Raw genomic sequence first — 23,913 nt, 5'->3', positions numbered from 1 at the left:
CGATTTTCACAAGGCCGTGCTTGAGTTTGCCGCCCCCCGCAAGACGTAGCCGGCTGGCAAACTAGCCTTCGCGAACGCTTTCGTACCCGGCCGCTTGTGCGGCCTTGATGAACTTACGGTCGAAGGACACAAATGCTGAGCAGTGCGAGGACTTGCCCAGATGGAGCGCATCGGCGAAATCCATTCCCGTCTCGGCTAGATCGACCGCGGAAGAGACCATCGCAGCATCCTCTATCTCGACAGTGGGAAGCCCGCCGAACACCCGCAGTGCATTGACGATCGAGGCCTGATCATAACCATAGCCGCTGCGCAGCACCCACTCAGCCTCCAGGATCACCGTGACGGCGACGAAAACGGGCTGACCGTCGATCAGCCGCCGGGCTCGCGGGGACTGCTCGGGATCGTCGTTCGTCAGATACCTGACGACAACGTTGGTATCAATCGCGAGCATGGCGCCGCCGTGCTTCAGCAAGGACGGCCGCGTCCATCTCCTCCAAGGTCTTCGGTCTGCCACTGTGCGGCAGGACACCAAAGACATCTTCTGGTCGTGTCGGGGCAAAGGCAGGCGCCGGTCTCAAAAGTACACCGTCCGGTGTGTCTTCGACCTGCAGGCGCGTGCCCGCGCCCCAGTCCCTCCGTTTGCGGATAGCGCTGGGCAGGATGACTTGTCCCTTGGTCGAGACGGTCGTTATAAGCTTTTCTATTGCACCCATTGCGGTATTACCCTTGTGTAAGACAAAGGTAAGATATCCCTGTGAGGGGAACTATTCAAGCCCGCCGACGTCTCCTCGCTCAAACCCTGGTGCCGCCGACCGTCATCTGGTTCATCCTGAGATGCGGCTGGCCGACGCCGACCGGCACGCCTTGTCCGGCCTTGCCGCACATGCCGATGCCGGTGTCGAGTTTCATGTCGTTGCCGATCATCGACACACGGTGCATGGCGTCCGGTCCGTTGCCGATCAGCATGGCGCCCTTGATCGGCTGCGTCACCTTGCCGTTTTCGATCATGTAGGCCTCGGTGCAGCCGAACACGAACTTGCCTGAGGTGATGTCGACCTGGCCGCCGCCGAAGGATACGGCATAGATGCCGTTCTTGACCGAGGCGATGATCTCGTCCGGCTCCATGTCGCCCGCCGTCATATAGGTGTTGGTCATGCGCGGCATCGGCTGGTGCGCATAGCCTTCGCGCCGGCCGTTTCCCGTGGCTTTCATGCCCATCAGCCGGGCGTTCTGGCGGTCCTGCATGTAGCCGACAAGCTTGCCGTCCTCGATCAGCACATTGCGGGCCGAAGGCGTGCCTTCATCGTCGACGGTCAGCGAACCCCGCCGCTCCGGCATGGTGCCGTCATCGACCACGGTAACGCCCTTGGCGGCGACCTGCTGGCCGAGCAGGCCGGCAAAGGCGGAGGTCTTCTTGCGGTTGAAGTCGCCCTCCAGCCCATGGCCGACGGCTTCGTGCAGCATCACGCCTGGCCAGCCGCTGGACAAAACGATGTCGAACGTTCCGGCCGGCGCGGGAATGGCTTCGAGATTGACCAGCGCCTGCCTGAGCGCCTCCCTGGCCGCATGCTTCCAGGCGTCCTCGACCAGGAACTCGCCGAACGCCTTGCGCCCGCCCATGCCATAGGAGCCGCTTTCCTGGCGGTCGCCGTCGCCGACGACGACGGAAACGTTGATGCGGACCAGCGGGCGGATGTCGCGCACGATCTGGCCGTCGGCGCGCACGATCTCGACATGCTGCCAGGACGCCGCGAGCGAGGCCGTCACCTGGCGCACGCGCGGGTCCTCGGCGCGCAGCCATGCGTCGATTTCCTGCAACAGCTTGGCCTTGACCTCGAAGGAGGGCGAGGGGATCGGGTTCTCCTCGCCATAGAGATGGCGGTTGGTGCGCGCGGGTGCCGCGGCAAGCGTGCCGGAATAGCCGCCCCTGACTGTCGAGACGGCGTCGGCGGCGCGCAGCAGCGACGCCTCCGAAAGATCGCTGGAATGAGCGTAGCCGCTGGCCTCGCCGGCCACGGCGCGCAGGCCAAAACCCTGGTCGGTGTTGAAATTGGCGGTCTTCAGCCTGCCATTGTCGAACATCAGCGCTTCGCTCTCGCTGTATTCGAGGAACAGTTCGCCGTCGTCGGCGCCGTTCAGTGTGTCGGCGACGATCCGCTTGATGCGATCATCTGAAATGTCGAATTGGCCGGTCAGGCTGTTCATGGCAGGTCCGCTCACAGGAGGAATGGTGTTGCCACGATGTAGGCGCGAAGACGCGCCTGCACAATCCGCAATGACGATCCGCAGCAGGTAGAAGCGGGTAGCCCCGCCCCTGAACATGACATCCATCTTGAAGTTCGACCCGTCACCCGAAAAGGCCTTCACCCAGCGATATTTCTTGTTCCATTCATTGGCCTGGTCGGCCGTGAAGGGGTCGGTATAGCCCGAGGAGAACTGGATCGACTTGCACTTCTCATGGTTTTCGCAGCCATAGAAGTAGATGACATATTTCATGCCCTGAAGCCGGCCCGAGACCATCGGATCGCCCCGTCGTCCTTGTCCATCTTGGCCGAGCCATAGCCTTTCGCAAGCTCGAAAATGACGGCCGGATCGGGCGCCGTGATGATTTCGGAATCCTCGGCAAAGGCGACGGAAACGGCGCCGGTCAGGATTAGACCGGTCGACAAAAGCAAAGAACAAGCACGCATGATGACCCCCACAGCCAAAGATCAAACCCGTGGGAATTGTGAGGAAAGACGGTTTCGCAAGCATCAAGCTCAGGGCAGGGCGGCAAAACCGTCGGCGAAGCCCTTGAGGTCGACGGGGATGCCGATGCCTTCTTCCGGCGTCTGGAAGACGATGAAGGTGGCCGACGTCCCGGTCTTCAGCGTATCGAGCAGCGGCTTTTCGAGAATGACCTCGGCATAGCAGCCGTCTTGGAAGCAGCGCACGAAATAGGCGCGGCCAATATCCTTGCCGTCGACATTGAGGCCCAGGCCATTGGGCAGCAGAACGCCGAGCGGGGCCAGCACGCGCAGGATCTCGGCCTTGTTGTCGGCGGTGCGCAGGACGACGACGGACAGTCCCATTTCCGGGCGATCCTCGGCAACGACGTTCTGCATCATCACGCATTGTTCCGAGGTGGCGCCGGCCGGCGTGTCGCAGATGATCGACCACGCGCCATGCGTTGACTTGACCGTGCCGCTGGGCTGCGCTGCATTGGCGACGCCGCTTGCGGACGAGCCGATACCGATCAGGGCGGCGAGAAAAACGACCTTCGCCCCGCTTCTCGAAAGCCAAGCGCTTTTCGAATGCCAGGCGCTCTTCGAATGCCAGGCGTTTCTCGAAAGCCAAGAGGTCATGACGGCTCCATTGCGAATCACGGCACTTTAAGCCGCGCCAAGGCCAAGTAAAGGATAGGGCGACCGCCGGTCAGCCCCGGCAGGCGCAATAATGCGCTTTTCCCTAGCAAATTCGCCCGAATTGCGACCGTCGGGCGCATTCCTGACACAAGCCCGCATAGCCTGTCTGTCGACGACCCGCGCGGGCCACGAGGCCGTCGAAACAGCGCGGCAGCACTTGCGCGCAAAAATGCCGCACGGTTTCGCCCGCTCCTTTCTTGCGGAGGGAAATAGAGTATGGTTTGAACCACCCTTGGGACTGTCCGGGATTCCCATCCCGGCATTGTTCGATATTCTTGCGTCGCGATCGCGAGGAACCGGGAGATGAAGAGGGCGATGAGAAAATTCCCAGCAAGCGCCAAATTGATGGCAACGGCAGGCGCCGCCGCCGCATTTTTCGCCGGTGCCTCCGCCCATGCGGCCCAGCCGCAGCCGTGGGAGATGACTTTTCAGCCGCCGGCGACAGACATGATGCGGCAGATCGAGTGGTTCGGGAACTACACGATGTGGTTCGTCGTCCCGATCACTGCTTTGGTTCTGGCGCTTCTCGCCTGGTGCATCTTCAGGTTCCGCGCCAGCAAAAACCCGGTTCCGTCCAAGACCAGCCACAACACGCTGATCGAGATCATCTGGACAGTCGGGCCGGTCGTCGTCCTGCTGTTCATCGCCATTCCCTCGTTCCAGTTGCTGACGGCGCAGTACACGCCGCCGGAAGAGGCCAAGCTGACCGTCAAGGTAACGGGCAATCAGTGGAACTGGGACTATGAGTACCAGACCGAGAACACGCTCTCCTTCAACTCGGCCATCCTGCAGGACGCCGACCGCGCCGCGATCGGCAAGGAAGACCGCAAGGTCTATCCGCGCCTGCTGGCGGTCGACAACGAGCTGGTCGTGCCGGTCAACACCATGACGCGCGTCCTGGTTACCGCAGCCGACGTGATCCATTCCTTTGCCGTTCCGGCCTTCGGCATCAAGATGGACGCGGTTCCCGGCCGCACCAACGAGACGTGGTTCAAGGCGGAAAAGGAAGGCATCTATTACGGCCAGTGCTCGCAGCTCTGCGGCAAGGACCATGCCTTCATGCCGATCGCCGTCCGCGTCGTATCCGATGCGCAGTACAAGACCTGGCTGGCAGCAGCCAAGACCGACCTCCCCGGCGCCAACAAGGCGCTGATGGCCGAGGTCGACGGTACCAACAAGGTAGCGGCCGCCGGCAATTGATGCCGCGGGTTAGCAAGAATTAGGGAACGGAGCCGACCATGGCAGAAGCTGCAGCTCACGACGACCACGACCACAAGCCCTATCATGGCTGGGTCCGGTGGGTGTACTCCACCAACCACAAGGACATCGGCACGCTCTACCTGATCTTCGCGATCTTCGCGGGCATCGTCGGCGGCGCGCTTTCGGTCGTCATCCGCATGGAGCTGCAGGAGCCGGGCATCCAGATCTTCACCGGTCTGGCGCAGATGGTCTATGGCATGAACGGCGATGCCGCCATCGACGGCGGCAAGAGCATGTACAACGCCTTCGGCACCGCGCACGCGCTGATCATGATCTTCTTCATGGTCATGCCGGCGCTGATCGGCGGCTTCGCCAACTGGATGGTGCCGATCATGATCGGCGCGCCTGACATGGCCTTCCCGCGCATGAACAACATCTCGTTCTGGCTGCTGCCGCCGGCCTTCCTGCTGCTCATCGCTTCGGCTTTCATGCCGAGCGCGCCCGGCGCCTATGGCGTTGGCGGCGGCTGGACGCTCTATCCGCCGCTGTCGACCTCCGGCCAGCCCGGGCCGGCCATGGATCTGGCGATCCTGTCGATCCACATTGCCGGCGCGTCCTCGATCCTCGGCGCCATCAACTTCATCACCACCATTTTCAACATGCGCGCGCCGGGCATGACGCTGCACAAGATGCCGCTATTTGCCTGGTCGGTTCTGATCACCGCCTTCCTGCTGCTCTTGTCGCTTCCGGTTCTGGCCGGTGGCATCACCATGCTGCTTACCGACCGCAATTTCGGCACCACCTTCTTCGCCCCGGATGGCGGCGGCGATCCGATCCTGTTCCAGCATCTGTTCTGGTTCTTTGGTCACCCCGAAGTGTACATCCTGATCCTGCCGGGCTTCGGCATCATCAGCCACATCGTCTCGACCTTCTCGAAGAAGCCGGTGTTCGGCTATCTCGGCATGGCCTACGCCATGGTCGCGATCGGCGCCGTCGGCTTCATCGTCTGGGCGCACCACATGTACACGACCGGCCTGTCGCTCGACACGCAGCGCTACTTCGTCTTCGCCACCATGGTCATCGCCGTACCGACAGGCGTGAAGATCTTCTCCTGGATCGCGACGATGTGGGGCGGCTCGATCTCGTTCAAGACGCCGATGCTGTGGGCGCTGGGCTTCATCTTCCTGTTCACGGTCGGCGGCGTCACCGGCGTCCAGCTCGCCAATGCCGGCCTCGACCGCTCGCTGCATGACACCTATTTCGTCATTGCCCACTTCCACTATGTGCTGTCGCTGGGTGCGGTCTTCGCCATCTTCGCCGGCTGGTACTACTGGTTCCCCAAGATGACCGGCTACATGTACTCGCCGGTGATCGCCAACACCCACTTCTGGGTCACCTTCGTCGGCGTCAATTTGATCTTCTTCCCGCAGCATTTCCTCGGCCTGGCCGGCATGCCGCGCCGCACCATCGACTATCCCGACGCGTTCGCCGGCTGGAACATGGTGTCGTCCTACGGCTCCTATATATCGGCCGTCGGCGTGGTGATCTTCCTCTATGGCGTGTTCGAGGCCTTCCAGAAGAAGCGCGTCGCCGGCGCCAACCCGTGGGGCGAGGGTGCAACGACGCTCGAATGGCAGCTGCCTTCGCCGCCGCCTTTCCACCAGTGGGAACAGCTGCCGAAGATCAAGTAAGGCAGCCCGAATACGAAACCGCCGGCCCGCCGGCGGTTTTCGGCCAACGGAATGATTGGACTTATGTACGCATGGCCCTTGTCGACGACCCAATGATTGACGAAGCGGGCTTTCGCATGTCGGAAGCCACGTCGGGCGATTTCTTCGCCCTGCTGAAGCCGCGCGTCATGTCGCTGGTGGTGTTCACGGCCTTTGTCGGCATGGTCGCTGCGCCCGTGACCATCAACCCGCTGCTGGCGGTGATCGCCATCCTGGCCATTGCCATCGGCGCCGGCGCCTCGGGTGCGCTCAACATGTGGTACGACGCCGACATCGATGCGGTGATGAGCCGGACCGCCGGCCGCCCGGTACCGTCCGGCCGCATCCTGCCCGGCGAAGCCCTGAGCTTCGGCCTTGTGCTTTCGGTGCTGTCGGTGATGACGCTGGGCGTGCTGGTCAACTGGCTGTCGGCGGCGCTGCTTGCCTTCACCATCTTCTTCTACGCCGTCGTCTACACGATGTGGCTGAAGCGCTCGACGCCGCAGAACATCGTCATCGGCGGCGCCGCCGGCGCCATCCCGCCGGTCATCGGCTGGGCCGCGGTGACCGGAACGGTGAGCCTGGAAAGCCTCGTCCTGTTCCTGATCATCTTCCTGTGGACGCCGCCGCACTTCTGGGCGCTGGCGCTGTTCAAGTCCGACGACTACGCCAAGGCCGGCATCCCGATGATGCCGAACGTTGCCGGCCAGGCCTCGACCCGCCGCCAGATCTTTGCCTACGCCCTGATCCTGGCGCCGATCGGCGTGCTGCCCTGGGTGCTCGGTTTCACTACCGCCTTCTATGGCGTCGCATCAGTGGCTCTCGGCGCCGGCTTCGTCTGGTATGCCTGGAAAGTGCTGTGCATGACCGATAGCGACGGCGTCATGAAGCCGGCCAAGGCTCTGTTCGCCTATTCGGTGCTCTACCTCTTCGCCATCTTCGCCATCTATCTTGCCGACTGTGTCGTCGGTCGCGCTTTGGCCATCGGTGGAGCATGACCATGATCGACAAGAAGCTTGAACTGGTCACGCTGACCGAAAGCCAGAAGAAGGCGCGGCGCAACCGTTCGGCGGCGATCGGCGTCGCGCTGGCGATTCTGGTCGTCATCTTCTACGTCGCGACCATCGTGAAATTCGGCCATACCGGATGAGGCCGATGATGACCCGCCAGACCGTGACCGATCCCAGGAAGAAGAACACCAACCGCGTCGTCGCCGCCGTCTGCGTCGCCTTTTTCGGCGGCATGATCGGGATGGCCTACGCCGCGGTGCCGCTCTACAAGATGTTCTGCCAGGCCACCGGCTATGGCGGCACGACGCAGCGCGCCGAAAAGCAATATGCCGGCCGCATCCTCGACCGCGACATCACCGTGCGCTTCGACGCCAACACCAACGGCATTCCCTGGCAGTTCCAGCCGGTCGCCCGCTCGGTCACCATCAAGATCGGCGAGACCACGCAGGCGCATTACAGCGCCACCAACAAGTTCGACCGCGCCGTTACCGGCCGCGCCACCTTCAACGTGCAGCCGGAACTGGCGGGCCCCTACTTCAACAAGGTCGAGTGTTTCTGCTTCACCGACACGACGCTGAAGCCCGGCGAGACGCTGGACATGCCGGTCGTGTTCTATGTGGATCCCGATATCGTCAACGTGCCGGAACTGAAGGACTTGAAGACGATCACCCTGTCCTACACCATGTTCCCGGTCCAAAAGAACAAGCCGGTGGCGTCATCGACGCCGGACAGCAGCAGCAAAGTTTCAGATACCGAAGCAAATCTCGGGGGTTGATATGGCAGACGCGCACGCAAAACCACAACACGACTACCATCTCGTCAACCCGAGCCCGTGGCCCTTCCTGGGGTCGATCGGCGCGCTGGTGACTGCAGTCGGCGGCGTCGCCCTGATGCAGTATCTCAAGAACGGCGATTTTCCAATTTTCGGCCACAACATCGCCAATCCATGGCTGTTCTTCATCGGCCTCGTCATCGTCCTCTACACGATGTTTGCCTGGTGGTCGGACACCATCAAGGAAGCGCATGAGGGCCACCACACGCGCGTCGTGTCGCTGCATCTGCGCTACGGCATGATCATGTTCATCGCTTCGGAAGTGATGTTCTTCGTTGCCTGGTTCTGGGCCTATTTCGATGCCAGCCTGTTTCCGAGCGAAGTGCAGAATTACGCCCGCACCGCTTTCACTGGCGGCGTCTGGCCGCCGAAGGGTCTCGAAGTCCTCGATCCGTTCCATCTGCCGCTCTACAACACCATCATCCTGCTTCTGTCGGGCACCACGGTGACATGGGCGCACCATTCGCTCATCCATGGCGACCGCAAGGGCCTGATCAACGGCCTGGTGCTGACCGTCGGCCTCGGCATGCTGTTCACCATGGTGCAGGCCTACGAGTACATGCACGCTCCGTTCGGCTTCAAGGATTCCATCTACGGCGCCACCTTCTTCATGGCGACCGGCTTCCATGGCTTCCACGTCATCATCGGCACCATCTTCCTGCTGGTCTGCCTGATCCGCGCCTGGAAAGGCGACTTCACGCCCAAGCAGCATTTCGGCTTCGAGGCGGCTGCCTGGTACTGGCACTTCGTCGACGTGGTCTGGCTGTTCCTGTTCGCATCGATCTACGTCTGGGGATCGGTCGGCGCGGTGATCGAAGGCCACTGACGGCTTTCACCGAACGGACAAATCAGAAGGGCGGTCGCGGCAACGCGGTCGCCTTTCTTCTTTTCGGCGCCCCATCAATGGCCAACGGATTCGGCTGGTCGGGCTGGCTGCTTCAATTGGTCGACTGGACCGATGGCTGCATTGGGGTTACCGACTGCGACATGGACGAAATCTGGACTATGGTGCCGGATGGAACGCTGATCGAAATCGAGCCGTAAAGCATGACTATCCATGAGTGAAGATAGGGCGATCTGGCCACCCATTGAGCCGATCTCGGCCGGCCTGCACGGACGCTGCCCGCGCTGCGGCGAAGGACGGCTGTTTTCCGGCTTCCTCACCGTCGGCAAGCGCTGCAACAATTGCGGCCTCGACTATTCCTACGCCGATGCCGGCGACGGCCCGGCGGTGTTCGTCATCCTGATCATCGGCTTCATCGTCGTGGGGCTGGCGCTGTGGGTGGAGGTGACGCTGAGCCCGCCGCTCTGGCTGCATTTCATCATCTGGATACCGCTGGCCGTGGGACTGTGCCTGACGGCGCTGAGGTTGATCAAGGGGGTGCTGCTGACGCTTCAATACGCCAACAAGGCGGCCGAAGGCCGCCTGGACCAGGGGCAATGAACGAGGCTCTGACCAAGCCCGCCGGCCGCTTGCGGCCGAAGACGGCATTGCTGCTCGGCCTCGGCCTGGTGGTGTTCGTCATCCTGCTCGGGCTTGGCACATGGCAGGTGCAGCGCCTGTACTGGAAGGAAGCCCTTCTGCAGACCATCGACCAGCGCACCCATTCAGCGCCGCAGCCGCTGGCGGACGTCGAGAAGGAATTCGCCGCAACCGGTGATGTCGACTACACGCCGGTCACCGTCAGCGGGACGTTCCTGCACTCCGGCGAGCGGCATTTCTACGCCACCTGGGACGGCGACGCCGGCTTCAACGTCTACACCCCGCTGGCCCTCGACGATGGCCGCTATGTCCTGATCAACCGCGGCTTCGTTCCCTATGATGTCAAGGATGCCGCCAAGCGGCCGCAAGGGCAGGTGACCGGCAAGGTCACGGTCACCGGCCTGGCGCGCAACCCGCTGCCGGGCAAGCCGTCGATGATGCTGCCCGACAATGACGTGGCCAAGAACATCTTCTACTGGAAGGATCGTGACGTCATGGCGGCGAGTGCCGGCCTGCCGGCCGGTGCCGTGCTGGTGCCGATCTTCATCGACGCCGACAAGACGCCGAACCCGGGCGGGCTGCCGGTCGGCGGCGTGACCATCATCGACCTGCCGAACTCTCATCTGCAATATGCCTTCACCTGGTATGGCCTGGCGGCGGCTCTTGCCGCGGTTCTGATCGTCAGGCTGCGCCGTCCGGCAAAGACTGAATGATCCAGAGCATCATCCCGAAAAGTGGGAACCGGTTTTCGGACAAGATCATGCTCCAACAAAGAGTTAGATCAGGCCGACCATTCAACCTGATCTCAACTGCCCTTGACAGGGCAGGGGTGCACACCTCATTTCGCGTCACGATACGATCAACCGATCTGGAATCATGCTGCAGACTGCCACAAAACCACCGCTGACGATCCGGCTCTGCCAGCCGCGCGGCTTTTGCGCCGGTGTCGACCGCGCGATCCAGATCGTCGTGCTGGCGTTGAAGAAATACGGCGCGCCGGTCTATGTCCGCCACGAGATCGTGCACAACCGCTATGTCGTCGAGGGCCTGCAAAGCCTTGGCGCGGTTTTCATCGAGGAACTCTCGGAAATCCCGGCCGAGCACCGCAAGTCGCCGGTTGTCTTCTCGGCCCACGGCGTGCCGAAATCGGTGCCGGCCGACGCCAAGGCACGCGAGCTCTTCTATCTCGACGCCACCTGCCCGCTGGTGTCCAAGGTGCACAAGCAGGCGATGCGCCATCAGCGGCTCGGCCGCCATGTGCTTCTGATCGGCCATGCCGGCCATCCCGAAGTGATCGGCACCATGGGCCAACTGGCTGAAGGCGCCGTCACGCTGATCGAGACCGAAGCCGACGCTGGGACCTTTGCCCCCGCCGACCCGGAAGCGCTCGGCTTCGTAAGCCAGACAACGTTGTCGGTCGAAGACACTGCCGGCATATTGCGGGTGCTGCAGGAGCGCTTCCCGCAACTGCATGCACCGGCCGCCGAATCGATCTGCTACGCCACCACCAACCGCCAGGAAGCGGTCAAGGAAACCGCCGCCGGCGCCGATCTCTATCTGATCGTCGGTGCGCCCAATTCCTCCAATTCGCGCCGTCTTGTCGAAGTGGCGGAGCGCGCCGGCGCCACCATGTCGCTTCTCGTACAGCGCGCCGCCGAAATTCCGTGGAATGACATCACAAATATCTCGACGCTCGGCCTGTCTGCCGGCGCGTCGGCGCCGGAGATCATCGTCGACGAGATCATCGACGCCTTCCGCCAGCGCTTCGAGGTGAACATCGACCTGGCGATCACGGCCACCGAAACGGAGGATTTTCCAGTCATGCGGGTTCTGCGCGATGTCGAACTGACGCGGGCCGACATGGCCTTCGTCAACGGAGCCGCGTGAACAGCCCATGGCGGTCTACACCGACGTCAATGAGGGCGAACTCGGCGCGTTCCTGAGGGCATATCCAGTCGGCGAACTCTTGTCCTACAAGGGTATCGCCGAAGGCACGGAGAATTCGAATTTCCTGCTGCACACCTCAAGCGGCTCTTACATACTGACGCTCTACGAGAAGCGCGTCGACAAGGCCGACCTGCCGTTCTTCCTCGGCCTGATGGGCCATCTCGCCCGTAAAGGCATTTCCTGTCCGCTGCCGGTGACCGCGCATGACGGCACCGTCATCGGCACGCTGGCCGGCCGGCCCGCGGTCATCATCACCTTCCTCGAAGGCCTGTCGCTGCGGCGGCCGACAGCGGCGCATTGCGCGGAGGTCGGCAAGTCCCTCGCCGCACTGCATTTGGCCGGGCAGGATTTTGCGATGACGCGTGACAACGCACTGGCCATCGAGGGCTGGCGCAAATTGTGGAACGCCTCGCGCGACCGCGCCGACGAGGTCGAGCCGGGACTGGCGGCCGAGGTCGACGCTGATTTCGCCGACTTCGGACGCCATTGGCCGCAAGGCCTGCCGGCAGGCATCATCCATGCCGATCTGTTTCCCGACAATGTCTTCTTCCTCGGCGAAAGACTGTCCGGCCTCATCGACTTCTATTTCGCCTGCAACGACCTCTACGCCTATGACGTCGCCACCTGCCTCAATGCTTGGTGTTTCGAGAAGGATTTCTCCTTCAACCTGACCAAAGGCACGGCGCTGCTGGCCGGCTATCAGAGCGTGCGGCCTTTGAGCGATGGCGAGAAAGCAGCGCTGCCGATGCTTTCGCGCGGTTCGGCGCTGCGCTTCATGCTTACCCGGCTCTATGACTGGCTGACGATTCCCGAGGGCGGGCTGGTCATGAAGCGCGATCCGACCGAATATATCCGCCGCATGCGCTTCCACCGCGCGATCAAGTCGCCTTCTGAATACGGACTGACATGACCAAGCAGGTTGAAATCTTCACCGACGGTGCCTGCTCGGGCAATCCCGGTCCCGGCGGCTGGGGCGCCATCCTGCGCTTCAACGGCAAGACCAGGGAATTGTCGGGCGGCGAGGCCGAGACGACCAATAACCGTATGGAGCTGCTGGCCGCCATCTCGGCGCTGAATGCGCTGAAGGAGCCGTGCGCCGTCGAGCTTCACACCGACAGCAAATATGTCATGGACGGTATCTCCAAATGGATCCACGGCTGGAAGAAAAACGGCTGGAAGACCGCTGACAAGAAGCCGGTCAAGAACGGTGAACTGTGGCAGGCGCTGGATGAGGCCAATCGGCGCCACAAGGTGACCTGGAACTGGGTCAAGGGCCATGCCGGCCACACCGAGAACGAACGCGCCGACGAACTCGCAAGGGAAGGCATGGCGCCGTTCAAGAGGGGCTCAGCCAAACCTGCGGCGCCGAAAGTGGCGCTGAAGCCGGCGGCATCCGAGAAGCAGCCGGCGCCGCGGGCACGGCGCTCGACCCAGAGCTATTGAGCTCAAGCTATCGGCAGGAGACCTCACTCATGCCGATCGTATACTACATCACCCATCCCCAGGTTCAGATCGATGCCAACGTTCCCGTGCCGCACTGGGGGCTGTCCGAGATCGGACGAGCGACAGCATCAGCCATGCTCGATCAGCCATGGGTCGGGTCGATTCGCCGTGTCGTCTCGTCGGCCGAGCGCAAGGCGATCGAAACCGCCGAGATCCTTGGCAAACACCTCGGCCTCGCGGTCGAGGTGAGGGAGCGCATGCATGAGAACGATCGGTCGGCAACCGGCTTCCTGCCGCCGCCGGAGTTCGAGGTGGTCGCCGACCAGTTCTTCGCCGACCCGCACAAAAGCATCCGCGGCTGGGAACGGGCCATCGACGCCCAGCAACGCATTGTCAGCGAGGTCGAAACGGTGCTGGGTGCTGCCGACGGCGGCGACATTGCCTTCGTCGGCCATGGCGGCGTCGGAACGCTCTTGCTGCTCTCGCTCAGCGGCCGCGCAATCAGCCGCGAGGCGGATCAGCCGGCCGGCGGTGGTAATTACTTCGCCTATGATGTCGGCACGCGCCGCGTCGTCCACGGATGGCGGCCGATAGCTAGTCTGGCGCCGCGCTAAAGCGGATGTCAGGAGATCATCGATACCGTAGCCGCGATGAAGCCGCGCGAATAGAACCTGTCCTCAGCGGATCAGCAGGGCCGTGCCGTAGAGGCCGAGCGCGAACACCGTGTGCGAGATCACGTTGAAGGCGCGGATCTGCATCGCGTTGGGGCGCTTTGAGGCGGCCCAACCGGCGCCCATGCCGGGCGCCAGCAGGAACCAGCCGGCGCCGATGGTGACCATGCCGAGGATGAAGGCCGGCAGGAAGGTCGGCGCGTCCAGCCATGCCGTGCCCACCAGCGCCACCAGGATGAAGCCGTAGACGATGCCGGTGACATAGTGGAAAGCCCAGCCCAGCGCCTGCTCATGCGCATAGGATGCGGCTTGGGCGATATCGTCGTGGAAAACCTTGCCTTCCCTAAGGTGCCAGACCCAGCGGCCGGGCGGCCCCCAGTTCGGCCGCGGCTGGCTGAGCGCCAGATGCAGGAACAGCGCCCAAAGATCCATCAGCACCGTGGCGCCGATGCCGATCGCAACGCTGCGCCAGATGATGTCAAACATCGTCGATGTCCCCCAAAGCAGGCAATCCGGCTGGAAGCGCGTCGTCGTCAGGCCATGGCGCTCATGAGCCGAGGCGGCCGCCGCGGTTTAGAGCTGGCTCAGAATGTGAGCGGCACCCGACGTGTCGACTCCTGGCTTGGTCTCGACGTTGAGCGCGGTGACCTTGCCGTTGTCGACGATCATCGAGAAGCGCTTCGAGCGCAATCCCATGCCGCCGCTGGAATAGTCGGAGTCGAGGCCGATCGACTTGGCGAAGTCGCCATTGCCGTCGGCGAGATAGAGGATCTTGCCTTGACCGCCGGTGAAATTGGCCCAGGCACCCATGACATGGACGTCGTTGACCGACACGACGGCGATGGTGTCGACGCCGCGGGCCAGGATGGCATCGTGGTTCTCAAGATAGCCCGGCAGGTGGTTGTTGCTGCAGGTCGGCGTGAAGGCGCCTGGGACGCCGAACAGCACGACCTTCTTGCCCGCGAAAATCTCGGCCGAGGTGATCACCTTGGCGCCGTCGGCGGTCATTTCCTTGAAGGTCGCATCGGGCAGTTTGTCGCCAACGGCAATCGTCATGATGGTCCTCGTGTGAAAAGCAGGGAAGGTTTCTTGCGATAGCGAAATCGGGCATCTCCCGCAACCGCCGACAAGGCCTGGATCAAGGGAAAGCCCTGATCGGGTTCGGTATCAGGGGAACGGCAGAACGCCCTCGACCGCGCCTTCGGCACTTGTCAGGGTGTAATACAACCCGCCATCGGTCGGTGTCGTCGACGGCCGGTCGAGGATCGGAATGGTAAACACCAGCCGGCCGTCCTTTTCGCTGCGTGCAGGCGCCCCGAACATATAATCGCGTCCCCCGGCGACGAATAAATCCGCCGCCTCCGGATCTCCGGGAAAAGTCGCCTCGACGATCAGCGTCTCATGGTCGCCCGGCAGCACCTTGATCCCGAAATCGGGCTTGGCAGGCGCGGGCAAGGTGGCGAGTGCAGCCTTCACCAGCGCCGCATCCTCGGCATTGTCGGGATCGGCGGCGGGATCGACGCTCAGCCGCGTCTGCACCGGAATACAGATCGTCTCGCAGATGCCAAGAAAGATGTCGGCATCGATGACGGCCGCATCCCCAGGCGACGACAAAGTGAATGTCACCGGCAGCGAGACCGGATGGTTGTAGCCGGCCCATTTGCCGTAGCCGTCGTCATGGCGCTGCGGCGGCGGGAAGGAAAACGCAGCATCGGTGATGTTGGTGCTGGCCGAAACGTCGATCTGCGGCGGCACGCCGGCGTCGCCCGGATCGCGCCAATAAGTTTTCCAGCCGGGCTTGAGCGCGATGTCGAGCACGCCCTGTATGCGACCGGCCTCGTCGGCCTTGCCTGATGTCACCAGCCGCACCCTGCCGCCTTCGCTGTTGTACCAGTCGGAAGAGGACGCGGCGGCGGGAATAGCTGCTCCGCATCCAATGGCGGCGCCGAGCAGCAGGATTTTCAATCTTTGCATGGCGTTGATTTGATCGTCAGTTCATGGCCGCGCAATGTTTTCATGGCGCTCTGCGTATCATATTTGCGTGACCTTCGGGCAAGGAACAGTTGGGTTCAAGCAATCGGCCGAGCGAAGTTCGCACTCAAGATTCAGTTGTTCCAACCATTGGGCTTTGGCCGAATCCCACGCGGCGCATCTTTTCGGCGTCCCGGAAACGCGTTACGCTCCCGTCCATGGACTTGTTGCGCCACAAAAAGACGGCCGGTGGACGCGGCTTTCTTGACGACCAGTTTCTGATTGCCATGCCCGGCATGAAGGACGATCGCTTCACGCGCTCGGTCATCTACATCTGTGCGCACAGCGATGAAGGCGCCATGGGCCTGATCATCAACCAGACGCAGCAGATGCTGTTTCCCGATCTTCTGGTGCAGCTCGGCATCATGAACGAGCAGGAGGCGATCAGGCTGCCGGCGCAGGCTCGCGACTTCGTGGTGCGCAATGGCGGCCCGGTGGACCGCAGCCGCGGCTTCGTCCTTCACTCGGGCGACTACCGGGTGGAATCCTCGCTCACCGTCTCCGACGATATCTGCCTGACCGCGACGGTCGACATATTGCGCGCCATCTCGTCCGGCCGCGGCCCGCGGCGCGCGTTGATGGCGCTCGGCTATTCCGGCTGGGGCGCCGGCCAGCTGGAAACCGAGATCGCCGAGAATGGCTGGCTGACCTGTCCGGCCACGCCGGAGCTTCTGTTCGACGCCGACATCGAGCGCAAATACGACCGCATCCTGGCATCGATCGGGATTGATCTGGCGCATTTGAGCCTGGCCGCGGGGCACGCCTGAGGCCTCGCCTCGCCGACGTTCCGCCGAACCTTCGCGACTAGCCGAAGCCGCCCGCCACTTTCGTCATCCTAGGGTCTGCGCTGCGTCGCTGCGCTCCTTGCTTCGCCCTAGGATGACGAAGGCGCGGTCGCTTCAGCTAATTTTCGCGGTTCATTCCAATGTAACCACGCGCCTGCACGACGCATGCCTCACCCATCACGCCTGCGTCATCGGGTACTGCTCTTTCAACGCCTTCAGCACCTGGTCGCCTGGCATCGGCGCGCCGAACATGAAGCTTTGCACATATTCGCAGCCCATCTGGCGCAATTCCAGCGCATCGCTTTCGTCGGAAATGCCCTCGGCCACCACCGACAGGCCGAGTTCATGCGCCATGTTGACCATGGATTTGAGCAGCACCGCCCGCTTCGGCGTCGCGTCGTCGACGAAGCTCTTGTCGATCTTGATGGTGTCGAAGGGGAAGCGGGTCAGATAGGCGAGCGAGGAATAGCCGGTGCCGAAATCGTCCAGCGACAGGCCGATGCCGAGCTGCTTGAGTTTGGTCAGCACATGCGAGGTCTGCTCTGGATTGTCCATGACGAGCGATTCGGTAAGTTCGAGCCGGAAGCAGCGCGGCTTCAGATTGGCGCGGGCGATGACCGAGCGGACATCGCTGACCAGGTCGCGGCGGATCAGCTGGCGGCTGGACAGATTGACCGACACCGACAGCGGGGTGTCGCCGATCTGCTTTTGCCAGCCGGCGAGGTCTTCGGCCGCCTGCTGCATGGCAAACAGCCCAAGCTGCACGATCAGGCCACAGCTTTCGGCGACCGGAATGAAATCGCCGGGCGGGATCATGCCGCGGCGCGGATGGTCCCAACGCAGCAGCGCTTCGAAGCCGGCAATGCTGCCGTCCTCCAGCCGCACGATCGGCTGGTAGGCAAGGGTGAATTCGCGCCGCTCGATGGCGCGGCGCAGATCGGATTCGAATTGCAGCCGGTCGGTGCCGACGGTGCGGAAGGCCGGCCGGAACGGCTCGATCCTGTCGCCGCCGAAGCGCTTGGCCTGGTGCATGGCAAGCTCGGCGTCCTTGACCATGTCTTCTGCCGAAGTCTGCGCCGAGGTCCAGGTGATCAGGCCGATCGAGGCGGTCAGCACGATCTCGCGCTTGGCGAAGGTGATCGGGTTGTTGATCGCGTGCTTGATGGCGTCTGCCACCGCCGCGATGCGGGAGGGTTCCTGTTCGGAGAGCAGCATCAGGGCGAACTGGTCACCGGCAAAGCGCGACAGCGAATCCTTCGGTTTCAACAGCCGGTGCAAGCGGCGCGCAATGGTGAGCAGGATGGTGTCGCCGGCCGAGATGCCAAGCCCGTCATTGACCTGCTTGAAACGGTCGATGTCGATGACGAAGACGGTGGGGCGCACCTTCTCTTCGGTGCGCGCGATCGAGATGATGGCTTCCAGCCGGTTCATCAGAAGTTCGCGGTTGGGCAGGCCGGTCAGATTGTCGTGAACGGCATCGTGCAGCAGCCTTTCCTCGGACTTTTTCTGCTCGGTGACGTCGACCATGGTGCCGACGCAGCGAATCACTTCGCCATCCGAGCCGATCACCGGCCGCGCCCGAAGCAAGAACCAGTGGTAGTGCCCGTCGGCGCCGCGCAGGCGGAAATTCTGCGAGACCCGGCCGCGCCGATGTTCGAGCACCACGTCGAGCGTGGTGCGGAACGTGTCGCGGTCGTCGGCATGCAGCACCGGCAGCCAGTTGCGGGCCGCACCCCCCAGGCTGTTGGGAGCGAGGCCAAGCTGGATGCTGACGTCGGGCTTGGTGACGACGCGGTCGCGCAGCACGTCCCAGTCCCACACCGTGTCGCCGGAGCCGGCGACGGCCAGCGCCTGGCGCTCGAGATCGGAGAACAGGCCCTGATGCAGCGCGCCGCCGGCAAAGGCATGCTGCATGACGGTGAAGCCGATCAAAAGGATGATCAGGATCAGCCCGCCGCCCAATGCCGGCTGGGCGATGTCGTTGTCGAGCATGCCGGTGATCGCCATCCACGACCCGCATAGCCATAGCAGCACCATCACCCAACTTGGCACCAGCATGATCGCACGATCATAACCACGAAGACCGAGCAGGATGATGAGGCCAAGCCCGGTCAGCGCGGTGGCGGCGAAGGACAGCCGGGCAATACCGGCGGCGACGGCCGGATCGATGATGGCCACACCCGCAATCAGCACCAGGCCGAGGATCCAGACCAGCGCGCCATAGCTGAAATGGCCGTGCCACCGGTTGAGGTTGAGATAGGCGAACAGGAACACCACGAAGGTCGCCGCAAGCGCCACCTCCGTTCCCGCCCGCCACATCTGCTCGTTCCCGGGCGATATCTCTATGATCTTGTTTAGAAAGCCGAAATCGACGCAGATATAGGCAAGTACCGCCCACGCAAGTGCGGCTGTCGCCGGAAACATCGAGGTTCCCTTGACGACGAAAAGGATGGTCAGGAAGAGCGCCAGCAGCCCGGCGATGCCGATGACGATGCCGCGGAACAGCGTATAGGAATTGACCGAGTCCTTGTAGGCTTCCGGCTCCCATAGATAGACCTGCGGCAGCTTCGGCGAGGCGAGTTCGGCGATGAAGGTGATCACCGTTCCCGGGTTCAGCGTCACCCGGAACACGTCGGCGTCGGAGCTTGACTGGCGGTCGAGCGCGAAGCCCTCGCTGGGGGTGATCGCGGCGATGCGGGTGGCGCCGAGATCGGGCCAGAAGATGCCGGAATTCACCAGCCGGAAATGCGGCGCCACGATCAGCCGGTCGAGCTGCTGGTCGGTGGTGTTGGCGAGCGCGAATACCGCCCAGTCGCCGCTCGAGCGCGCGTCATTGGCCTCGACCTCGATGCGCCGCACGATGCCGTCGGGACCGGGCGCGGTCGACACCTGGAAGTTTTCGCCCTGATTGACGTAGATCTGGACGGCGCGCGACAGGTCGAGCGCGACATCGTCGCGGGCAATCTTGATCGGTTCGACGGCGAAGGCCGGGAGCGCCGCGCAAAGCGTGACGACAACCGCCAGAACAAAGGCCAACAGCGACCCGTTTCGCAGGAAATTCGTCAAAAATCAGTCCTTCGTTCCAGCGCCCGGCGGATCGTCCGCGATCCGGGCGTAGAGGTAGTGGTCCTGCCAGATGCCGTTGATCCTGAGGTAGGATCGCAGAAGTCCTTCGCGCCGGAATCCGGCTTTTTCAAGCACGCGGATCGACCGGACATTGTCGGGAATACAGGCAGCTTCGATCCGGTGCAACCTCAGCGTATCGAAGGCGAAGCGGCAGACCACCTTGACCGCGTCGGTCATCAGGCCGCGGCCGCCGAACCGCTCCCCGATCCAGTAGCCGACATGGCCGCTTTGCGAGACGCCGTGGCGGATATTGCCGAGCGTAATGCCGCCTGCAAGCTTGCCGCTCGCCTTCTCGAAGATGAAGAAGGCGATGGCGGTTCCCTGCGCATAGTCTTCGCGGTAGCGGCCGATGCGCAGCCGCCAGGCGGTGCGGTCGAGTTCATCGGGCGTCCAGCGCGGCTCCCACGGTTCGAGGAAGGCACGGCTTTCGCCGCGCACCGCCGACCATTCGCGATAGTCGTTGGTGTAGGGCACGCGCAGCATGACCCGGTCGCCTTTCAGTGCCGGCAGGTCACGGCGAAAGAAAGGGAGCGCGAACACCGGCGCTTGAAGGCTTAGACGGCGAGCTTGCGGGCCGTGGTGTGCGTGCCCGCAAGCGAATCGAGAATCGCCTCATAGGGCGCGAGCGTACCCACCGGTCCAACCGCAGTCAGCGTCGGCTTGGTCGAAAACAGCCGGGACGAAAGGTCGGTCAGCCGCTCGACGGTCAGCGCCGACAGCCGTTCCATCAATTCCTCCTTGGCGATCGGCCGACCGAACAGAAGCAGCTGCCTGGCGATCTGCGAGGCGCGGCTGGCCGGGCTTTCAGCCGACATGATCAGGCCGGCGCGATATTGCGCGCGGGCGCGGTCGAGCTCTTCCTGAAGGATATTCTCGCCGGCCTTCTGCAGCTCGTCGATAATGACCGGCACCAGTTCGGCAATGTCGCTCTGCCCGGTCGCGGCATGAACGCCGAAGATGCCGGTATCGGAAAAACCCCAGTGGAAGGCATAGACCGAATAGCACAGGCCACGCTTTTCGCGGACCTCCTGGAACAGCCGGGACGACATGCCGCCGCCGAGGATCATCGACAGCACCTGCGAAGCGTAGAAATCGCGCACATGATAGGCTCGGCCTTCGAAGCCGAGCACGATCTGCGCGTCCATCAGGTCGCGATCCTCGCGGAAATCGCCGCCGACATACTGCGCATATTGGGGCATCGTGCTGTCGGACTTGCTGCGGAAACCGCCGAGCTGTTTTTCGACCTCGCGCACGAAATTGTCATGCTTGATGTCGCCGGCCGCGACGATCACCATCTTCTCGGCGCCATATTGGCGCTCGATGAAATCATGCAGCTGTTTGGAGGTGAAGGATTTGACGGTTTCCGGCGTGCCGAGGATCGAGCGGCCGATCGTCTGGTGGCGGAAGGCGGTCTCGGTGAAACGGTCGAAGACGATGTCGTCGGGTGTGTCGTGCGCGGCGCCGATCTCCTGCAGGATCACATGCTGCTCGCGCTCCAGTTCCTCTGGGTCGAATTCGGACTCCTGCAGGATATCGGCAAGGATATCCACCGCCAGCGGCACATCGTCGGACAGCACCCTGGCGTAATAGGACGTCGTCTCGACTGATGTGGCGGCATTGATCTCGCCGCCGACATCCTCGATTTCCGAGGCGATCTCGAAGGCCGTCCGCCTTTTCGTACCCTTGAAGGCCATATGCTCGAGCAGATGGGCCATTCCGTGCTCGTCGTCACGCTCATTGCGGGCGCCGGACTTGACCCAGGCGCCAAGGGCAACGGATTCGAGGCTTGGAAGGGTTTCGGTGGCGACTGTCAGGCCGTTCGACAGACGGCTTACCTCAACACCCATATGGCAAGTACTCCCTAACGCGCTGCCCTTGAGTGGCGGCTCACGTAATCTTCCACCATTTTCAGGTCGGATGGAAGTACCGTGTACTTTTCGTCGGCTGACATCAAGGACCCCAGCCATGCGGGCAGGGCCGGCGACACGCCGCAGGCGGCTTCGACCGCGGCCGGGAACTTGGCCGGGTGCGCCGTGCCCAGCACCACCATCGGCACTGCACCGTCAGCCTTGCCGGCGGCGACATGCACGGCCGCGGCCGTGTGCGGATCGAGCAGATAATTGCTGGATTCGAGCGTCGAGCGAATGGTGGCTGCAACTTCGTCCATAACAGCGCGTCCGGCGTCGAATTCGGACCGCATCCGGTCGATTTCCGCGGTTTCGATGGTGAAGGCGCCGGATTGTTTGAGGCCGGCCATGTAACGCCGCACCGTCTCTGCGTTACGGTCGCAGGCCTCGAACAGCAGTCGCTCGAAGTTCGACGATACCTGGATGTCCATCGATGGCGACGTCGTCGCAAACACACCCTTGGTGCGGTATTCACGGGTCGCGAAAGTGCGCGCCAATATGTCGTTGTCGTTGGTGGCGACGATCAGCCGCTCGATCGGCAGGCCCATCTTCTTGGCGGCGTAACCGGCGAAAATATCGCCGAAATTGCCGGTAGGCACGGTAAAGGAGACCGGCCTGTCCGGCGCGCCGAGCGAAAGCGCCGAGGAAAAATAATAGACGATCTGGGCCATGATGCGGGCCCAGTTGATCGAATTGACGCCCGACAGCGACACGCGATCACGAAAACGATGATCGTTGAACATATCCTTCAGCAGGCCCTGGCAATCGTCGAAATTGCCTTCGATCGCCAGCGCCTGGACGTTGGCGGCAGTCGATGTCGTCATCTGCCGCTGCTGCACCGGCGAGACGCGGCCATGCGGGAACATCACGAAAATGTCAGTTCGGTCGCGGCCGGCGAAGGCATCGATGGCGGCGCCGCCAGTGTCACCCGAGGTCGCGCCGACGATGGTGGCGCGCTGGCCACGCTCAGTCAGTACATGGTCCATCAGCCGGGCAAGCAGCTGCATGGCAACGTCCTTGAAGGCCAGCGTCGGACCGTGGAAGAGCTCGAGGATGAACGTGTTGGCGCCGGTCTGCACCAGCGGGCAGACGGCCCGGTGGCGGAAGGTGGCATAGGCTTCTCGCACCAGGCGCTCGAAGACGGGTGCGGCGATCTCGCCGCCGAGGAAGGGCGTCAGCACGCGGATGGCGAGGTCCGCATAGGGCAGGCCGCGCATGGCGCGGATCTCGGCTGCCGAAAACTGCGGCCATGTCTGCGGCACATAAAGCCCGCCGTCGCGGGCCAGCCCCGCCAGCACCGCATCGGCAAATCCAAGCACGGGCGCATCCCCGCGGGTACTCACATAGCGCATCGTCAAAGGTCCATTGCTGCCGCCGGTTTCATCCACGGCAATTGGTTAATTTTCCGAGCCGCCTCAGTCGCATTTTTGCCGTGGCGTTGCTATACGTCACCAACTTTGCGAGAGGGAAGTGCAGTTTCATGGCGTTTCATAAGTTCAACCGTCGCTTTGTCGCGGGTCTGGCGCTAACCGGCTTTATGCTTGCCGCCGCCGGTTGCCAATCGAGCGACAATGGCATCCTCAATCTCGGTTTCGGCAAGAAGACCGACCCGAATGCGCCAATACCGCCTCAGGATCCCAAGGTTCTCGCCAGCCAGTTGCAGGCCTACTGCCCGAAAGTGACGGTGCGTGACGGCACCGCATACTTCAATACCTACGCCAAGGGCGCGCCGCAGCCGAAAAAGAAAAAGGCTGATGCAACACAGGATGCCGAGGCCGCTGCCGCCGCGCAGACGGCGCCTGACGGCTCCATCGTCGATCCGAACAAGGATCCGGCCAAGATCATCTACCAGGCCTCGATCAGCGATGTGAGCCGCGATTGCAGCCGTGCCAACGGCCAGTTGACGATGAAGGTTGGGGTTGCCGGCAAGATCGTGCCGGGACCGCTGTTCGCCCCCGGCACCATCACCATGCCGATCCGCATTGCCGTCATGCACGGCCCCGACGTACTTTATTCGCAGATCCACCCCTATCAGATCCAGGTCAGCGATCCCTCGACCGCCACCCAGTTCGTGTTCACCGATCCCAACGTCGTCGTGCCCGAACCCTCCGCCCGGGATTACACTGTCTATGCCGGCTATGACGACACCGCGCCGGCGGCGGCGGACAAGAAGTCCGGCAAGAAAAAGAAGCGCGCTCCGGCGACGAACTAAGCGCCTGGGCGCCGTCGCTGCTGCGACGGTGCCGGTCAACTCTTTGAAAGATCCAAACGATCCGATCGTAATCCTGCAGGCGTGCGCCTGCGGCAGGTCGCGTCTGCGCTTTAATCTCGATCCATTCCGCCAGCGCACTTGACTCATCCATAT

27 protein-coding genes are annotated in these 23,913 nt (G+C 62.8%); 15 read left to right on the top strand and 12 right to left on the bottom strand.

The window, feature by feature from the left end; genetic code table 11:
* Positions 1-61 precede the first annotated feature (61 nt).
* From NKJ88_RS24030 to NKJ88_RS24010, 5 genes are all read right to left on the bottom strand, one after another.
* Entirely contained in the window at positions 62-451 is a 390-nt protein-coding gene (locus NKJ88_RS24030) for a type II toxin-antitoxin system VapC family toxin (protein WP_023687145.1), read from the bottom strand.
* The gene (locus NKJ88_RS24025) at positions 438-713 is read right to left on the bottom strand and encodes an AbrB/MazE/SpoVT family DNA-binding domain-containing protein (RefSeq protein ID WP_081725433.1); all 276 of its coding nucleotides are present in this window, start codon (positions 711-713) and stop codon (positions 438-440) included. Before NKJ88_RS24025 ends, NKJ88_RS24030 begins: the two co-directional genes overlap by 14 nt.
* A 79-nt stretch (positions 714-792) precedes the next feature.
* Positions 793-2,496 (bottom strand): metalloprotease TldD, encoded by a 1,704-nt coding sequence (gene tldD / locus NKJ88_RS24020; RefSeq protein ID WP_352445805.1) that lies wholly within the window; start codon positions 2,494-2,496, stop codon positions 793-795.
* Complete coding sequence (locus NKJ88_RS24015; protein ID WP_155923284.1) at positions 2,493-2,690, bottom strand: hypothetical protein; 198 nt, start codon at positions 2,688-2,690, stop codon at positions 2,493-2,495. The genes tldD and NKJ88_RS24015 overlap by 4 nt, the downstream gene beginning before the upstream one ends.
* 69 nt (positions 2,691-2,759) lie before the next feature.
* Positions 2,760-3,344, bottom strand: coding sequence for an invasion associated locus B family protein (locus NKJ88_RS24010; protein WP_352445804.1), 585 nt, complete (start codon positions 3,342-3,344; stop codon positions 2,760-2,762).
* Positions 3,345-3,707: 363 nt separating this feature from the next.
* Between NKJ88_RS24010 and coxB the strand changes: the two genes are divergently transcribed.
* The 13 genes from coxB to NKJ88_RS23945 all read left to right on the top strand — a co-directional run bounded on the left by coxB (position 3,708) and on the right by NKJ88_RS23945 (position 13,642).
* Entirely contained in the window at positions 3,708-4,604 is an 897-nt protein-coding gene (gene coxB / locus NKJ88_RS24005) for a cytochrome c oxidase subunit II (RefSeq protein WP_050485823.1), read from the top strand.
* A gap of 38 nt (positions 4,605-4,642) precedes the next feature.
* Positions 4,643-6,295 (top strand): cytochrome c oxidase subunit I, encoded by a 1,653-nt coding sequence (gene ctaD / locus NKJ88_RS24000; protein ID WP_023668420.1) that lies wholly within the window; start codon positions 4,643-4,645, stop codon positions 6,293-6,295.
* Positions 6,296-6,366: 71 nt separating this feature from the next.
* Positions 6,367-7,311: a heme o synthase gene (locus tag NKJ88_RS23995; RefSeq protein ID WP_352445802.1), complete on the top strand. Its 945-nt coding sequence runs from the start codon at positions 6,367-6,369 to the stop codon at positions 7,309-7,311.
* Positions 7,308-7,463, top strand: a complete 156-nt coding sequence (locus tag NKJ88_RS23990; RefSeq protein ID WP_023668418.1) for a cytochrome c oxidase system small membrane protein — start codon at positions 7,308-7,310, stop codon at positions 7,461-7,463. The genes NKJ88_RS23995 and NKJ88_RS23990 overlap by 4 nt, the downstream gene beginning before the upstream one ends.
* 8 nt (positions 7,464-7,471) lie before the next feature.
* Entirely contained in the window at positions 7,472-8,098 is a 627-nt protein-coding gene (locus tag NKJ88_RS23985; RefSeq protein ID WP_023692073.1) for a cytochrome c oxidase assembly protein, read from the top strand.
* 1 nt (position 8,099) lies between these two features.
* Positions 8,100-8,981 (top strand): cytochrome c oxidase subunit 3, encoded by an 882-nt coding sequence (locus NKJ88_RS23980; RefSeq protein ID WP_023668416.1) that lies wholly within the window; start codon positions 8,100-8,102, stop codon positions 8,979-8,981.
* A gap of 77 nt (positions 8,982-9,058) precedes the next feature.
* On the top strand, positions 9,059-9,199 hold the full coding sequence (locus NKJ88_RS23975) for a L,D-transpeptidase family protein (RefSeq protein WP_023668415.1): 141 nt from the start codon (positions 9,059-9,061) through the stop codon (positions 9,197-9,199).
* Between the two features lie 13 nt (positions 9,200-9,212).
* Complete coding sequence (locus NKJ88_RS23970; protein WP_023685423.1) at positions 9,213-9,599, top strand: DUF983 domain-containing protein; 387 nt, start codon at positions 9,213-9,215, stop codon at positions 9,597-9,599.
* Positions 9,596-10,351 (top strand): SURF1 family protein, encoded by a 756-nt coding sequence (locus NKJ88_RS23965; RefSeq protein ID WP_352445801.1) that lies wholly within the window; start codon positions 9,596-9,598, stop codon positions 10,349-10,351. The genes NKJ88_RS23970 and NKJ88_RS23965 overlap by 4 nt, the downstream gene beginning before the upstream one ends.
* Positions 10,352-10,514: 163 nt before the next feature.
* A complete protein-coding gene (gene ispH / locus NKJ88_RS23960) occupies positions 10,515-11,525 on the top strand; it encodes a 4-hydroxy-3-methylbut-2-enyl diphosphate reductase (protein ID WP_023692071.1) in 1,011 nt (336 codons plus the stop codon).
* A gap of 7 nt (positions 11,526-11,532) precedes the next feature.
* Positions 11,533-12,495 carry a homoserine kinase gene (locus NKJ88_RS23955; protein ID WP_352445799.1) on the top strand — a complete coding sequence of 321 codons (963 nt, stop codon included), beginning with the start codon at positions 11,533-11,535 and terminating at the stop codon, positions 12,493-12,495.
* Positions 12,492-13,028, top strand: a complete 537-nt coding sequence (gene rnhA / locus NKJ88_RS23950) for a ribonuclease HI (RefSeq protein WP_023692070.1) — start codon at positions 12,492-12,494, stop codon at positions 13,026-13,028. The genes NKJ88_RS23955 and rnhA overlap by 4 nt, the downstream gene beginning before the upstream one ends.
* Positions 13,029-13,057: 29 nt before the next feature.
* Positions 13,058-13,642 (top strand): histidine phosphatase family protein, encoded by a 585-nt coding sequence (locus NKJ88_RS23945; RefSeq protein ID WP_352445797.1) that lies wholly within the window; start codon positions 13,058-13,060, stop codon positions 13,640-13,642.
* A 63-nt stretch (positions 13,643-13,705) separates the two neighbouring features.
* Here NKJ88_RS23945 and NKJ88_RS23940 read toward each other — a convergent pair whose 3' ends face one another.
* The 3 genes from NKJ88_RS23940 to NKJ88_RS23930 all read right to left on the bottom strand — a co-directional run bounded on the left by NKJ88_RS23940 (position 13,706) and on the right by NKJ88_RS23930 (position 15,673).
* Positions 13,706-14,185, bottom strand: a complete 480-nt coding sequence (locus NKJ88_RS23940; RefSeq protein ID WP_023731307.1) for a DUF2938 domain-containing protein — start codon at positions 14,183-14,185, stop codon at positions 13,706-13,708.
* An 87-nt stretch (positions 14,186-14,272) separates the two neighbouring features.
* Positions 14,273-14,755, bottom strand: coding sequence for a peroxiredoxin (locus tag NKJ88_RS23935; protein ID WP_023668407.1), 483 nt, complete (start codon positions 14,753-14,755; stop codon positions 14,273-14,275).
* 111 nt (positions 14,756-14,866) lie between these two features.
* The gene (locus tag NKJ88_RS23930) at positions 14,867-15,673 is read right to left on the bottom strand and encodes a protein-disulfide reductase DsbD domain-containing protein (RefSeq protein ID WP_352445795.1); all 807 of its coding nucleotides are present in this window, start codon (positions 15,671-15,673) and stop codon (positions 14,867-14,869) included.
* 215 nt (positions 15,674-15,888) lie between these two features.
* On the opposite strand from NKJ88_RS23930, the gene NKJ88_RS23925 reads away from it, so the two are divergent.
* Positions 15,889-16,497 (top strand): YqgE/AlgH family protein, encoded by a 609-nt coding sequence (locus NKJ88_RS23925; protein WP_023668405.1) that lies wholly within the window; start codon positions 15,889-15,891, stop codon positions 16,495-16,497.
* A 195-nt stretch (positions 16,498-16,692) separates the two neighbouring features.
* Here the strand turns inward: NKJ88_RS23925 and NKJ88_RS23920 are convergent, their stop codons facing one another.
* Genes NKJ88_RS23920 through thrC form a run of 4 tightly spaced genes read right to left on the bottom strand, consistent with a single transcriptional unit; the run spans position 16,693 to position 22,900 of the window.
* The gene (locus tag NKJ88_RS23920) at positions 16,693-19,581 is read right to left on the bottom strand and encodes an EAL domain-containing protein (protein WP_023706671.1); all 2,889 of its coding nucleotides are present in this window, start codon (positions 19,579-19,581) and stop codon (positions 16,693-16,695) included.
* Positions 19,582-19,584: 3 nt separating this feature from the next.
* The gene (locus tag NKJ88_RS23915) at positions 19,585-20,181 is read right to left on the bottom strand and encodes a GNAT family N-acetyltransferase (protein ID WP_023668403.1); all 597 of its coding nucleotides are present in this window, start codon (positions 20,179-20,181) and stop codon (positions 19,585-19,587) included.
* A 14-nt stretch (positions 20,182-20,195) separates the two neighbouring features.
* Positions 20,196-21,488 carry a M16 family metallopeptidase gene (locus NKJ88_RS23910; RefSeq protein ID WP_023668402.1) on the bottom strand — a complete coding sequence of 431 codons (1,293 nt, stop codon included), beginning with the start codon at positions 21,486-21,488 and terminating at the stop codon, positions 20,196-20,198.
* Between the two features lie 14 nt (positions 21,489-21,502).
* On the bottom strand, positions 21,503-22,900 hold the full coding sequence (gene thrC / locus NKJ88_RS23905) for a threonine synthase (protein WP_352445792.1): 1,398 nt from the start codon (positions 22,898-22,900) through the stop codon (positions 21,503-21,505).
* 128 nt (positions 22,901-23,028) lie between these two features.
* Here thrC and NKJ88_RS23900 point away from each other — a divergent pair, with 128 nt between their 5' ends.
* Entirely contained in the window at positions 23,029-23,760 is a 732-nt protein-coding gene (locus NKJ88_RS23900) for a hypothetical protein (RefSeq protein WP_023692064.1), read from the top strand.
* Positions 23,761-23,913: the final 153 nt, after the last annotated feature.

The sequence above is a fragment of the Mesorhizobium sp. M0016 genome, from assembly GCF_040324035.1.
In the GTDB taxonomy this organism is placed as follows: Bacteria; Pseudomonadota; Alphaproteobacteria; order Rhizobiales; family Rhizobiaceae; genus Mesorhizobium.
Note: the sequence above shows the minus strand (reverse complement) of the source record. Positions and strands in the feature narration are given on the sequence as shown.

Excerpts from the sequence above, each read along its gene's own strand:
- NKJ88_RS24030 (WP_023687145.1), bottom strand. The coding sequence starts at position 451 with ATGCTCGCGATTGATACCAACGTTGTCGTCAGGTATCTGACGAACGAC.
- NKJ88_RS24025 (WP_081725433.1), bottom strand. The coding sequence starts at position 713 with ATGGGTGCAATAGAAAAGCTTATAACGACCGTCTCGACCAAGGGACAA.
- tldD (WP_352445805.1), bottom strand. The coding sequence starts at position 2,496 with ATGAAATATGTCATCTACTTCTATGGCTGCGAAAACCATGAGAAGTGC.
- NKJ88_RS24015 (WP_155923284.1), bottom strand. The coding sequence starts at position 2,690 with ATGCGTGCTTGTTCTTTGCTTTTGTCGACCGGTCTAATCCTGACCGGC.
- NKJ88_RS24010 (WP_352445804.1), bottom strand. The coding sequence starts at position 3,344 with ATGACCTCTTGGCTTTCGAGAAACGCCTGGCATTCGAAGAGCGCCTGG.
- coxB (WP_050485823.1), top strand. The coding sequence starts at position 3,708 with ATGAAGAGGGCGATGAGAAAATTCCCAGCAAGCGCCAAATTGATGGCA.
- ctaD (WP_023668420.1), top strand. The coding sequence starts at position 4,643 with ATGGCAGAAGCTGCAGCTCACGACGACCACGACCACAAGCCCTATCAT.
- NKJ88_RS23995 (WP_352445802.1), top strand. The coding sequence starts at position 6,367 with ATGGCCCTTGTCGACGACCCAATGATTGACGAAGCGGGCTTTCGCATG.
- NKJ88_RS23990 (WP_023668418.1), top strand. The coding sequence starts at position 7,308 with ATGACCATGATCGACAAGAAGCTTGAACTGGTCACGCTGACCGAAAGC.
- NKJ88_RS23985 (WP_023692073.1), top strand. The coding sequence starts at position 7,472 with ATGACCCGCCAGACCGTGACCGATCCCAGGAAGAAGAACACCAACCGC.
- NKJ88_RS23980 (WP_023668416.1), top strand. The coding sequence starts at position 8,100 with ATGGCAGACGCGCACGCAAAACCACAACACGACTACCATCTCGTCAAC.
- NKJ88_RS23975 (WP_023668415.1), top strand. The coding sequence starts at position 9,059 with ATGGCCAACGGATTCGGCTGGTCGGGCTGGCTGCTTCAATTGGTCGAC.
- NKJ88_RS23970 (WP_023685423.1), top strand. The coding sequence starts at position 9,213 with ATGAGTGAAGATAGGGCGATCTGGCCACCCATTGAGCCGATCTCGGCC.
- NKJ88_RS23965 (WP_352445801.1), top strand. The coding sequence starts at position 9,596 with ATGAACGAGGCTCTGACCAAGCCCGCCGGCCGCTTGCGGCCGAAGACG.
- ispH (WP_023692071.1), top strand. The coding sequence starts at position 10,515 with ATGCTGCAGACTGCCACAAAACCACCGCTGACGATCCGGCTCTGCCAG.
- NKJ88_RS23955 (WP_352445799.1), top strand. The coding sequence starts at position 11,533 with ATGGCGGTCTACACCGACGTCAATGAGGGCGAACTCGGCGCGTTCCTG.
- rnhA (WP_023692070.1), top strand. The coding sequence starts at position 12,492 with ATGACCAAGCAGGTTGAAATCTTCACCGACGGTGCCTGCTCGGGCAAT.
- NKJ88_RS23945 (WP_352445797.1), top strand. The coding sequence starts at position 13,058 with ATGCCGATCGTATACTACATCACCCATCCCCAGGTTCAGATCGATGCC.
- NKJ88_RS23940 (WP_023731307.1), bottom strand. The coding sequence starts at position 14,185 with ATGTTTGACATCATCTGGCGCAGCGTTGCGATCGGCATCGGCGCCACG.
- NKJ88_RS23935 (WP_023668407.1), bottom strand. The coding sequence starts at position 14,755 with ATGACGATTGCCGTTGGCGACAAACTGCCCGATGCGACCTTCAAGGAA.
- NKJ88_RS23930 (WP_352445795.1), bottom strand. The coding sequence starts at position 15,673 with ATGCAAAGATTGAAAATCCTGCTGCTCGGCGCCGCCATTGGATGCGGA.
- NKJ88_RS23925 (WP_023668405.1), top strand. The coding sequence starts at position 15,889 with ATGGACTTGTTGCGCCACAAAAAGACGGCCGGTGGACGCGGCTTTCTT.
- NKJ88_RS23910 (WP_023668402.1), bottom strand. The coding sequence starts at position 21,488 with ATGGGTGTTGAGGTAAGCCGTCTGTCGAACGGCCTGACAGTCGCCACC.
- thrC (WP_352445792.1), bottom strand. The coding sequence starts at position 22,900 with ATGCGCTATGTGAGTACCCGCGGGGATGCGCCCGTGCTTGGATTTGCC.
- NKJ88_RS23900 (WP_023692064.1), top strand. The coding sequence starts at position 23,029 with ATGGCGTTTCATAAGTTCAACCGTCGCTTTGTCGCGGGTCTGGCGCTA.